The sequence below is a fragment of the Paenibacillus massiliensis subsp. panacisoli DSM 21345 genome, from assembly GCF_000426545.1.
GTDB lineage: Bacteria > Bacillota > Bacilli > Paenibacillales > Paenibacillaceae > Paenibacillus > Paenibacillus panacisoli.
This window is the reverse complement of record NZ_AUFO01000010.1, coordinates 50,870-62,870: the sequence shown is the minus strand read 5'-3', so window position 1 is coordinate 62,870 and position 12,001 is coordinate 50,870. Positions and strand designations below refer to the sequence as shown.

Annotated in this window: 8 protein-coding genes; all 8 read right to left on the bottom strand. The window is 52.5% G+C overall.

Annotated features, from left to right (window positions below):
• Positions 1-14 precede the first annotated feature (14 nt).
• The 8 genes from iolG to K331_RS0108500 all read right to left on the bottom strand — a co-directional run bounded on the left by iolG (position 15) and on the right by K331_RS0108500 (position 11,980).
• Positions 15-1,055, bottom strand: a complete 1,041-nt coding sequence (iolG, locus tag K331_RS0108535; protein WP_028589966.1) for an inositol 2-dehydrogenase — start codon at positions 1,053-1,055, stop codon at positions 15-17.
• A 76-nt stretch (positions 1,056-1,131) separates the two neighbouring features.
• Complete coding sequence (locus K331_RS0108530; RefSeq protein WP_051289723.1) at positions 1,132-2,268, bottom strand: glycoside hydrolase family 88/105 protein; 1,137 nt, start codon at positions 2,266-2,268, stop codon at positions 1,132-1,134.
• A 39-nt stretch (positions 2,269-2,307) separates the two neighbouring features.
• Positions 2,308-3,204 carry a myo-inosose-2 dehydratase gene (gene iolE, locus K331_RS0108525; protein WP_028589964.1) on the bottom strand — a complete coding sequence of 299 codons (897 nt, stop codon included), beginning with the start codon at positions 3,202-3,204 and terminating at the stop codon, positions 2,308-2,310.
• Positions 3,205-3,489: 285 nt separating this feature from the next.
• Positions 3,490-5,472: a 3D-(3,5/4)-trihydroxycyclohexane-1,2-dione acylhydrolase (decyclizing) gene (iolD, locus tag K331_RS0108520; protein ID WP_028589963.1), complete on the bottom strand. Its 1,983-nt coding sequence runs from the start codon at positions 5,470-5,472 to the stop codon at positions 3,490-3,492.
• A gap of 105 nt (positions 5,473-5,577) precedes the next feature.
• A complete protein-coding gene (locus K331_RS0108515) occupies positions 5,578-7,038 on the bottom strand; it encodes a CoA-acylating methylmalonate-semialdehyde dehydrogenase (protein WP_028589962.1) in 1,461 nt (486 codons plus the stop codon).
• A 38-nt stretch (positions 7,039-7,076) separates the two neighbouring features.
• Entirely contained in the window at positions 7,077-8,132 is a 1,056-nt protein-coding gene (iolC, locus tag K331_RS0108510) for a 5-dehydro-2-deoxygluconokinase (RefSeq protein WP_051289721.1), read from the bottom strand.
• Positions 8,133-8,497: 365 nt separating this feature from the next.
• Positions 8,498-9,511 (bottom strand): LacI family DNA-binding transcriptional regulator, encoded by a 1,014-nt coding sequence (locus K331_RS0108505; protein ID WP_028589960.1) that lies wholly within the window; start codon positions 9,509-9,511, stop codon positions 8,498-8,500.
• 291 nt (positions 9,512-9,802) lie between these two features.
• Complete coding sequence (locus K331_RS0108500) at positions 9,803-11,980, bottom strand: HelD family protein (RefSeq protein WP_028589959.1); 2,178 nt, start codon at positions 11,978-11,980, stop codon at positions 9,803-9,805.
• Positions 11,981-12,001: the final 21 nt, after the last annotated feature.

The window sequence follows — 12,001 nt, the reverse complement described above, 5'->3', positions numbered from 1 at the left end:
AGATATCTTCTCCGTCAGGTCATCGGAGGGGCCACTGTAAGATCATGTACGGGCAGCTTCACGGGAAGACCCAGACGATGTGATTCCTTGGCCGCCGCTGCGATCCGCTCCGCCTGAATGCCATCCAGACCTGAGCATATGATGGACTGGTCATGCAGGATGGCATCGGCAAAAGCCATAACCTCATCAATATAGGCCTGCTGATAGCGCTCCAGGAAGAAATGCAGCGGCTGATCACGTATGACGGAGGCAGCTGTTGACAGCTCCACCGTAGTCGGGCGACAATTGTCTGCTGCTGCGGCTCCCTGAGAGCCGAACACCTCCACACGCTGATCATAGCCATATACAGCCTGACGACTGTTATCAATCACACCGATGCTTCCATTGGCAAAAGTAAGTGTAATGATCGCAGTGTCCACATCACCGTGGCGCGCGAACATAGGATCAATGAGGTTCGCACCGCGCACATACACCTCAGTCACTTCCTCACCCATGATATAACGTGCCATATCAAAATCATGGATCGTCATATCCATGAACATCCCCCCTGATGAGCTGACATAGGCCTCGCTTGGCGGCTGGGGATCACGTGACGTAATCTTGAGTACATGCGGCTGGCCCAGCTCTCCGGCATCCACCAGCTGCTTCAATCGACGAAAGCTCGGGTCCATGCGGCGATTGAAACCTACCTGTAGCTTCACTCCAGCCTCCGCTGCAATCCGTAATGCCTCCGCACTCTCTGTATGGGAGAGACTGATCGGCTTTTCACAAAAGATATGCTTGCCTGCTCTGGCTGCCTTCTTGATCCATTCTGCATGTGTATCGGTGGGCGTACAAATAAAGATGGCCGCAATGTCGGGATCATTCAACAATACATCACCATCGCGATGCAACTCCTGAATCCCTCTGGCCTCTGCCCATGTCTGCAATTCCTCTGTGATCCACGCCTCCGCAATCGCTTTCAAAGAAAATGCTGGCAAACGTAACAAATGATCTGCATGCAGCCTGCCAATTCGCCCAGCACCAATGATGCCTACTCCGATTCTACTCGTCATCGCTCCATTAACCTCCCCGATGTATCGCCAACCACTATAGGCACAATATCATGACATCAGCAGTTCGCACCGTGCTTCAACAGCAATATAACGCTTCACCCAGCAGCACAATCGTCAAAGCCTGACCATATGCCATCGGCCCAAGGATAATATCCTTGTAATCCTCCTTCTTCTTCCCGATCCCGGTACCTCCAGATACTCCTTCCACGGTACCATCCTCGCGAATCCGTGCCAATACGGCTCTAACGGCCTTCACAGCTTGATCTGCATAGGAGGCAGGCAATAGTCCCTTGCGCACACTGTACAGCAGTCCCGCAGCAATTGCAGCCGAGCCCGAGGTCTCGGTATAGCTGTCTGGATCATCGAGTAGCGTATGCCATAACCCATCCTCATGCTGTAGAGCAAGCAAAGCATCCATCTGGGAACGCAGCGTCTGTTGCAGGTATTTCAGCACCCCTTCATCCAAATATGGCTGCATGAGTTCTATATACTCTGGCAATCCGAGTGCGAACCAGCTGTTACCACGGCACCAGAAGGCTTCACTAAAATTATGTCGCCCGGTGAAGTGCCATCCATGATAGAACAAGCCTGTGTTCTTGTCGTACAAATATTTAATGTGAAGAAGCAATTGATGAAGTGACTCTTGTCTCCAGACTGCATTGTCATACTTCACCCCCATCTTCGCCGTGAACAGAACAGCCATGAAGAGTGTGTCGATCCAGAGTTCGTTCTCATGGAGTGTCACATCGTGAGCTGTTGCACCAGAGGTCACATGCTGATAGCCATCCTCCTCGGTTCGCGGGAGCTCTTGTATTAGCCAGGCAATCCATTCCTTGCTTAGCTGCTCCGCCTGATCCAGATCCATCAGAGAGAGCAGGGGGGCAGTCGTATTAATATTGCGACCTGGCAAGCCTTGGGCGAAATGCTTCTCCATCCAAGGCAGTGCATAGGCAGCAAATCGATCATCCTCAAAATACTGCCCAATCTTGTTCAGACCATATAGACCTACGCCTTGTGGCCAGTCCCACTCCTCCATCCCGAAGTCGCGGGCAAAATAGCCGCGCCTTGCTGCATCCGTTCCCAGCTGCTGTAGCTCATCCTCATTGTCAGGCCGCTCTAGATTCATTAACTTTTGCATGACCCGATTCAGCTTGTCGATCAGTTCACTTCGTTCCAACGTGTTCTTCTCCTTCGCCATCATCCGTCTCACCATCACTTTGCTAGTATTCTTCCTGCACAATATTGTTACCGCTTACAAACCACTGTGCTCTCGGATGAATGCCCGTGCCTTCTGTGCATATTCAAGCGGATCGGCGAGTGCCGGGTCCTGCTCTGCTTCTACGACGAACCAGCCTGCATACTCCGAAGCGGCGAGTGCCGCGAAGATCGGTGGAAAGGTAATGCAACCATCGCCAGGTACCGTGAATACCCCCGCCTTGACTGCCTGCAGGAAGCTTAGTCCGTCCTGCTTCACACGCTCCACCACATTCGGTCGTATATCCTTCAAATGCACATGCCGGATGCGCCCCAGATGGCGCTGCAAAATGTCCAGCGGATCTTCTCCCGAGAAAGCCAGATGGCCTGTATCGAACAACAGCGATACCTCCTGGGGATCAGTCATCTCCATCAGCCGTGAGATTTCCGTCCCTGTCTGAACGCCGGTGCCCATATGATGATGATACACAATTGTCATGTCCTTTTCACGTGCCAGTCTACCAAGACGTCCCAGTCCTTCTGTCAGCAACACCCATTCCGCATCTGTAAACACAGGCTTATTCGCGAACAAGGGTGTCTCCATCTGCCCCTGTATACTGCCACCTTGTTCAGATACGACGATGACCTTGGCCCCCATAGCATGTAAGAAATCACGATGTGCCTTGAACGCCTCGGCTGTCTCCTCAAAGGGGTGAGTTGTCAGATAACTGCTGAACCAGGCACTGGCAATCTCCAGCTTGCGGAGCTCCAGAGCACGGCGCAGGATGGCCGGATCACGTGGATACTTGTTGCCGACCTCACTGCCCTGATACCCAGCAAGCGCCATCTCGCTGATACATTGCTCAAAGGTATGTTCTCCACCAAGCTCCGGCATATCATCATTCGTCCAGGCGATAGGAGCAATCGCCAGCTTGACTGCATGTGCTTTGAACATCGTCTTCTGTCCCTTCCTTATGGGGTGAGGTTGTTGACCAGATCATTCCACCTGAAATCCGATTCGTCAATGCACTAACGTGATCAGATCAAATGTGTGTATACAGCCGCTGCAAGCGGGGAGCCCTGTCGATCGTTGTTAAGCTTGCTGTTCTTTGATCTAAGGCGAAAAGTAGTAGAACTGCAAGCTTAAAGACGGGCACTTCGTTTCTCTAGGGCTTCCTCGTTTTCCACTAACGATGACGCTCACGAGATCATTCTACTGACATTAAATTCGAACGAGGCTTTAGTAACGGCGTGCCTGCTTCAGGCCTTCCTCTCGTCGAGAATGGGCATCCTGAATCGTTTTGCTATCGGATTCAGCAGCTGTACCGACATGCCACCATGCTCCATAGCCGTGTGTCATGGTCTTCGGCAGCACCTTGATATCAAGGAGCGTGGATACGGTCTGCTTACGCGCATCTGCAAGAGCTGCCTCCAGTTCACTTATGCTGGTAACCCGATAGGTTACTGCACCGTAGCCCGCAGCACTAGCCGCATAATCAATTGCCATTACGTCACCATTCAGCTTGCCACTGTCACTGCGGTAACGGAACTCGGTGCCTATGCTCCCCATCCCGTTCTCCATTTGCAAATTGTTGATGCAGCCAAAGCCTGCATTGTCCAAGAGCACAATGTTAATTTTGCGGCGTTCCTGCAGACTCGTCACCAGCTCCGAATGCAGCATCTGATAGCTGCCGTCGCCCACCAGCGCATAGACCTCTCGATCCGGCTGTGCCAGCTTGATTCCCAATGCCCCGGCAATCTCATAGCCCATACAGGAGAAGCCATATTCCATGTGATACGTATCCGGTATGGTCGCCTCCCACATGCGCTGCATATCCCCAGGCAGACTTCCTGCCGCACCAATAACGATCGCATCCTGCGGGATTTGTTCATTCACTACAGCCAGCACGCAGGTCTGTGTCAATGTCGTACCTAGTGCCTCTGCATATTCCACAAGCTCGTGATCCAAATGACCAGCCACTTCGGGTACGTAGCTGCCCGACGAATAATCTGTGCTGGCAAGTCGCTGCCGTTCTTGCTGCCATTCAGCCTTCGCCTTGGCGATTTCTTCTCCGTAACCCGAGCGATAGCTCTGCACCTCCAGCACCGTCCTCAGGGCTCGAAGCCCTTCTGCTGCATCACTAACAACAGGCAGCGCATCCAGCTTCGAGGCATGGAATGCCGAGGCATTGATCGTAAGAAATTCTACTTCTGGATGACAGAACAGACTCTTCGAGCCCGTAGTGAAATCCGTGAAGCGTGTGCCCACTCCGATAATCAGATCCGCTTCGGCTGCCAACGTATTAGCAGCAGCATTCCCTGTCACGCCTATACCACCAAGGTTATACGCATGACTGCTCTCTACCGCACTTTTTCCGGCTTGCGTCTCACCGAACGGAATGTCGAAGGCCTCAGCAAAGTCTTTCAGCTCCTGACCTGCATTGGAGTACCGTACCCCTCCACCGCAGATAATCAGGGGCTTGTGCTTCGTCGATATCAATTCGGCAGCTGCGAGGATGTCACGCGGATGCGGCTGTCGTCGCTCAATTCGGTGTATTCGTTTACGGAAGAACTCCACCGGGAAATCCCAGGCTTCACCCTGTACATCCTGCGGTAGTGCAATGGTCACTGCACCGGTATCAGCCGGGTCTGTCAGCACTCGCATCGCATTCAGCATGGCCGACATAAGCTGCTCCGGACGCGAGACACGGTCCCAATATTTACTGACCGCCTTGAACGCATCATTAACGGATATAGCCAGACTATGGGTATGCTCCATCTGCTGAAGCACCGGATCGGGCTGTCTAGTCGCGAAGGTGTCCCCGGGCAGCAGCAGCACGGGAATCTGATTCGCGGTAGCTGTAGCCGCCGCCGTCACCATGTTCGCGGAGCCCGGACCGACCGAGGCCGTACAGGCCATAATCTGACGGCGGCGACTCTGCTTGGCAAAGGCCACGGCGGCATGCACCATTCCCTGCTCATTCCTTCCCTGGTAGACCATCAAGTCTCCTGGGGCGCTCTCCAGTGCCTGACCGAGTCCCAGCACATTGCCGTGGCCAAACACGGTGAACACTCCTTTTACAAAGCGTTCGGCCCCATCCTCATGCACAGCATGCTGCTGAGCAGCTGCATTCGTCTGTGTATGTCCCTGATCCGTCTCAACATATTGGTTGTTCAAAAATCTGACCAATGCCTGCGCTGTTGTCAATCGAATCGTTTCCAAGGAACTACCGCCTTTCATCCGAATTTGCATTAAGTGATTCCTAGCCAGCAATCCAACAGGCTATCAATCTACAATCTATCAATGACCTTCCAATGCTGCTTTATCTTACTGCCAGCGGGCCGTAACCATCTTCTTGCGAGTATAGAATTCCACCCCATCTGTGCCGTTCGCATGGAGGTCACCATAGAAGGAGTCCTTCCAGCCAGAGAACGGGAAGAAGGCCATCGGTGCTGGGACACCCACATTCACACCCAACATGCCAGCCTCTATATTCTCACGGAAATAGCGAACCTTGCCGCCGTCATTCGTGAAGATACACGCCCCGTTCGCAAAGCGTGAGGCATTGGCAATGTCTACAGCCTCCTCTACGTCCTTGACCCGAATGATCGACAGTACAGGAGCAAACACCTCTTCCTGCCAAATCTTCATCTGTTGTGTAACCTCGTCAAAAATCGTCGGGCCGACAAAATATCCATCCCCTGCCACGGCCTTGTCCTTGCGGCCATCTCTCAGCAGTCTCGCTCCTTCCGCTACACCTTGTTCAATATAGGAAATGGTTCTGTCTTTATGACTTTCGCGAATCACCGGGCCGAGGAAGGTATCCTCATGCAGACCGTTGCCAATCGTCATGGTGTCACATGCCTGCAGCAGCAGCTCCAGCAGCCTGTCGGCCACTTCCTCCTGCACCGTTACGACGGAGCAAGCCATACAACGCTCGCCAGCCGAGCCGAAGGCTGCGTTGACGATCTGGGTAGCCGTCGCTTCCAGTTCAGCATCCTGCAGGACGATGGAATGATTTTTGGCTCCGGCAAGCGCCTGTACACGCTTGGCATGAGATGTGCCTTTTTGATACACATACTCAGCTACAGGCTGCGAGCCGACGAAGGAAATCGCCTTCACATCCGGGTGCTCCAGCAGGCCATTCACGACATCCTTTGCCCCGTTGACGAGGTTGAATACCCCCGCGGGCAAGCCCGCTTTCTCCAATAGTTCTACAAGTCTTGCTGCCAGCAGCGGAGTACGCTCGGAGGGCTTCAGCACGAACGTATTGCCACAGGCGATCGCAAGCGGGAACATCCAGCAGGGTACCATCATCGGGAAATTAAACGGGGTAATTCCCCCCACGACGCCTACGGGGTAACGGTACATTCCGGATTCAATACCTGTAGCAATGTCCGGCAGCTGTCTGCCCATCATTAATGTCGGGGCTCCGGCAGCGAATTCCACACATTCAATCCCGCGCTGTACCTCACCATAGGCTTCGTTGTAGCTTTTACCGTTCTCCAGCGTAATCAGCCGGGCTAGCTCCTCCCAATGCTCTACCAGTAGCTGCTGGTACCTGAACATGATCCGAGCGCGACGTGGCACCGGCGTGCTGGACCAGCCTGTGAATGCTTCCTTCGCTGCCGCTACGGCGCGATCCAGCTCCTCCCGCGTAGACAAGGGTACCTCTCCCAGTACTTCTCCGGTAGCGGGGTTGAATACGGTCTCGGTCTGCGATGCCTCTGCTTGCACCCATTGTCCATTGATATAATTCCTGAGCACCTCTACTCCCTGCTTCTCCATGTCCTCTCTCCTCCGGTTCGTGTATTGGTTATATAGAATCACACAAGCTCTTTTATCTCCTCATTCTCCTGCAGAAAAGTGTTCAGCTCTTCCAGCGTAGGCATGGCATCCGAGCAGCTATGCCTTGAAATGACGATTGAGGCTGATGCACTGCCGCGCTTCATGGCCTCTCCAACTGTCTCGCCTATCATGAGTCCGTAAATGAAGGCTGACGCATAGGAGTCACCAGCTCCGAATGTCTTCAGTACCTTCGTGCGGAAGATCCCGCTACGGTGTGACTGTCCGTCTGACGTGTAAGCGATGGAGCCACTGCCACCATGCTTGATGACGACCAGCTTCGCCCGATGCCCGAACCAGCGTTCGGCTGTCACCTGATCATCCGATGCCGCTTCATTGAACAACTGCTCCATCCTATCGAATTCCTCGCGAGTACCAATGATGCAGTCGCATTTCTCGGCAGCCAGATTGTAGTACATGGCCGTCTCCGCATCCGACTTCCAGGTATAGGAGCGATAGTCAAGATCAAAGAACACCGTAACCCCATGCTTGACTGCTAGCTCCAGTGTCAGAAATACCGCTTCCCTGGATGGACTCTTCGCGAGCGCGGTTCCGGATATGAGCAAGGCTTTGGTCTGGCGAATGTAGTCCTCGGAGATATCCGCCGTAGTCAGCAGCAGATCAGCAACATTGTCACGATACATCAAAATGCTGCACTCCTGTGGACTCTTGATTTCGGTGAAGGCTAATCCAGTTACGGCTCCCGTATGATCATCTACAACCTGACTATCATCCACATAGTTCACTTGCAGATAGCGCCGGATGAAGCGGCCCATCTGGTCGGAAGCAATTTTGCCGATAAATCCACTCTTCAAGCCCAGCCTTGCCGCACCGATCGCAATGTTCGCCGGGGAGCCTCCTACATATTTCGTAAAAGTCATCGTATCCTCCATGGGACATCCTGTCTCATTGGCATTCAGATCAATGCAGAGACGGCCCACGGATACCAGATCCATCGGGCGTGTAGCATCAAAAGCAAGCGGTCGTACCGGATCAAATGCAGGCTGCCCATTGTGAAGTAATGCCTCTCCATTCATAGTGCTTCCTCCTTGAAGGTAGAATCAACTAGCTACTTAAAGAATCACGTGACATGCGAAAGTAGACCAGACTCATAATATATTTCTCCCAAGTAAATTTCTTGCACAATATCTTGGTTAACTACCTTGCTAATAGCTTGAATTTTGGAGTCAGGCTCAGGATCAAGGTCAGGGTCAGGGTCAGGGTCATGCTCTTGCTAAAGATTTGGTTAACACTTTAGGTTAAGCGCTTAACCTAACTGTAAAGCCTATTATAGTAGAGATGTAAGCGCTTATCAATTACATTTTTCGGAATCCTGCAAGTGAAAAATAGTGCGTAGTAGCGCATGAGGAAAAAGGTCCCTTTCTCCCGGAGAACAGTCATATTAATCGGGAGCGGGACCTGTGGATTGACGGATAACGAGTTCTGGCTGGATCAGCACCTTATCCTTAGCAGCATCGGGATCAGCGATGCAGTCCATTAGCTGCTGCATGGATTGTCTGGTCATATCGCGCAGGGGTTGAGCGATACTGGTGAGAGAGGGATGGCAAATATCTGCCAGCAATGTATTATCGAAGCCGACGACAGACAAGTCCCGGGGAACATCCAGCCCAACGTAGCTGGCCTCCTGCAGTACGCCGATGGCCAACAGATCGTTGCAGGCAAATATGGCAGTTGGCCGTCTATCTGTAGGGATGGATAACATCGTGCGTGCCGCAATCCGACCATTCTCCAGCGTGGCAGAGGTCTGGATCATGCATTCAGACTCATCCGGCTGCAGTCCCGCTTCGGTTAATGCCTCTATGAAGCCTTGCTCCCGCAAACGGCTACCAGACAGACTGTCCGAAATAATCCCTAGCCGGCGGTGCCCAAGTGACAACAGATATTTCGTGGCCTCATAGCCCCCCTGATAATCATCAATGGTGACGCTGTTACAGGCTAGCGAACGAATATCCGCAGAGAACAGTACCGTCGGAATTCGGTCGGTCAGCAGACGGGCTACCCGCTCCGGCGGACCTGTGTGCGAGGCGATGATCAACCCGTCTACACGCTTACGCAGCAGAGACGAGATATATCGCTCCGCCTTCGTATCATCACGATCGGTGCTACAGATCACCAGATCATTTCCCGCTTGCTGGGCATGATCCTCGAAATGACGGGCTGCTTCTGCGAAGAAGGGATTGGCAATGTCCGGAATCATCAGGCCAATTGTGCCTGTTCGCTGGCTCGTAAGCGCGGAAGCCACCATACTCGGCTGATAGTTCAATTGCTCCATGATGCGCGTCACCTTCTGCCGTGTCTTGTCACTGATACGACCGTTATGATTCAGCACTTTGGAGACGGTAGCAATCGAGACGCCTGCTTCTCTGGCTACATCGTAAATGGTTGGTTTGCTCATTTTTATATTCACCTTTGCTTAAAATAACCGCCTTGTATTTACTCCTTTTTTTGCTTCTTCCCTGCTTCTTCTTTGCTTCTTCTTTGCTTTTCTATTTTTCAATCTATTCTTTTTCTGATGCTATGATTTGACGCTATTATAAGTAATTTATCTGGATATGGCAAAGACAGGCGCTCACTACGGAGATTGCAGCCTGTCTTTGCCATTGTGACAACGGAGCCGGCTCCAGTCACCAATATATTGTTCTATCTTACGGATATCAACCGAGCCTAGTCATCCCCACGTGCTCAACTAGTCTTCAGGCCAGCCCTCCAGAACCATGTTCTCGCTATCTGTCAGATCAACAGCTTGGGCATAATCTGGCAGAGCTCCGCTATGGAGCAGCCAGAGCTCATGCAATGCCCGCGTACAGCCTACATACAGTAGCTTCGCATCTCCGGCATTGCTCAGATAATGCTCTGTATCTGCATCCGCAACAACGACCGCGTCGAATTCCAGCCCCTTAGAGAGATAGACAGGAAGGACAGAGTGACCGCCTGTGTACTGCTTTTTGCTGCCGTCAATCAGATTCAGCTCCCAGCCTTGCTTGGCAAGCTCCGCATGCAATTCAACGGCCTCGCTTAATGTACGTGTCAGAATGGCAACGGTGCGGTAATCCTTCCCGGTCAAATGTCGCAACGCACGTTCCAGATCCATACTGCGCTTCTGCGTCGGGTGAGCAATGACCCGGACCGGATCACCACTACGAAACACCGGGATCGCAGTAATACCGCTCTTCACGCCGCGCTCCAGAATAATGTTGGCATAATCTATGATCTCCATAGTCGAACGATAACTGCGTGTCAGTGCATAATAAGCATGATGCTCAGCAGGAAAGAGACTGCTCATCTCATCCCAGGTGTGGACCCCGCGATACTCATGAATGCCTTGGGACAGGTCTCCCAGGATCGTGAAGGAGTGCCCTTTGACGAACAAATCCAACAAGGCTACATGAAATGGAGAGAAATCCTGTGCTTCATCAATGACGATATGGTCGAACCGCTGTCCACCATCAATATCATGGATTAACGCATGGATGTACACCAACGCAGGCAGATCCTCCTCACGGATGATATTCTGCTTCAAATCCGTAGCCGTCTGCTTCACGATCGAGCGTGGAAGCTGAGCATGGATCTCGTCAGGGACACTCCCTCCCTTGACAGTCTTAAATAGCTGCTTGTACATCGTTAGCGGCTCATATTGTGGCCATTTCTTGGCATAGGCCTTCTCGCGCGTGGCTGCCTTCTTCTTACATTCCTTGCGCAGGGCTTCCGATTTCAGCTGCTTCAGCTCCATCTCAATCCAGCGATGAATCCGTGCCATGACGCGCTCCTTGCGCTTCGCAAGAGGATAATGTCTATATTCCTCGCTGAACCAGCGCTCAATCTCGGATCTGGTCAGCACAGCCCCATCCCACGGTATGAAGTCTGCCTCTGGTACAGCGTCACTCTCCAGTCCGGATAGCCATTCCTTCAGCAAAGTCATGAATCGGATCGAGCCCTTGTAGCGTCCCGGCACCTCATCACTAAGCTTCGGACGGTTATTCGGGTCCTCGAACCAGAGATTCAACGTCTCACTTGCATTTGCAATCGGAAGCTCAATCTCAAGTAGCTGGACAGCCCAATCCGTGAATGTGCTCTGCTGAATATCTCCAACACCCAGCTCAGGCAGCACATCCGAAATATAGTCCAAAAACATATGGTTGGGGGCAAAAATGATCATACGCTCAGCCGCAACCTGCTCCTTGTACTGATACAGCAGGAAAGCAAGCCGATGCAAGGCCACAGTCGTCTTACCCGAGCCTGCTACACCCTGAATAATCAAGGCTGTATCCCGCTGCGCCCGAATAATCTGGTCCTGCTCGGCCTGGATCGTGGAGACGATATCACGTAGCTTGTTGTCCTTATTCTCCCCGAGTCGGTATACGAGAAATTCATCGGACACCGCTGGTTGGTCACTATCCCGGTTGAAGGTATCCGCAATCCTCTCCAGCATTCGCTGGCGAATAACCACGTTCCGCTTCAGGTATACCAACCCTTCAATCAGACCCTCCGGAGCTTCATAGGTGGCTGGGCCCTCACCCCCAGTGAAGGAGTAGAACAGGCTGGCTACGGGCGCACGCCAGTCAATGACCAACGGATGATCCCCTACCTCTTCCCGATCCACACCGACCTTACCGATGTAGAGCGGCTTTCGGTTATCCGTTCCCGATTCTTCAAAATCCAGCCGCCCGAAATAAGGCTCCTTAGAGCTTTTCGCCAAGGCAACTCGTCGTTCTTCACGCTGGGCCTCAAGAACCTGCTCCGTGAAGTCATGACCTGTATAGATCGGTATTCCTCGCAGTCGTTCCAGCTGCTGGTCCACTGTCTCCATGGTCCGCTTCAGTCGATCAACTTCTTCTTGATAGGCACTTTGAAAGCTTTGTGACATGTTTCAGTTACCTCCTAAGAA

What these genes read in the sequence shown, in the direction of transcription:
- iolG (WP_028589966.1), bottom strand. Translation starts at nt 1,055, where the DNA reads ATGACGAGTAGAATCGGAGTAGGCATCATTGGTGCTGGGCGAATTGGC.
- K331_RS0108530 (WP_051289723.1), bottom strand. Translation starts at nt 2,268, where the DNA reads ATGGTGAGACGGATGATGGCGAAGGAGAAGAACACGTTGGAACGAAGT.
- iolE (WP_028589964.1), bottom strand. Translation starts at nt 3,204, where the DNA reads ATGTTCAAAGCACATGCAGTCAAGCTGGCGATTGCTCCTATCGCCTGG.
- K331_RS0108515 (WP_028589962.1), bottom strand. Translation starts at nt 7,038, where the DNA reads ATGGAGAAGCAGGGAGTAGAGGTGCTCAGGAATTATATCAATGGACAA.
- iolC (WP_051289721.1), bottom strand. Translation starts at nt 8,132, where the DNA reads ATGAATGGAGAGGCATTACTTCACAATGGGCAGCCTGCATTTGATCCG.
- K331_RS0108505 (WP_028589960.1), bottom strand. Translation starts at nt 9,511, where the DNA reads ATGAGCAAACCAACCATTTACGATGTAGCCAGAGAAGCAGGCGTCTCG.
- K331_RS0108500 (WP_028589959.1), bottom strand. Translation starts at nt 11,980, where the DNA reads ATGTCACAAAGCTTTCAAAGTGCCTATCAAGAAGAAGTTGATCGACTG.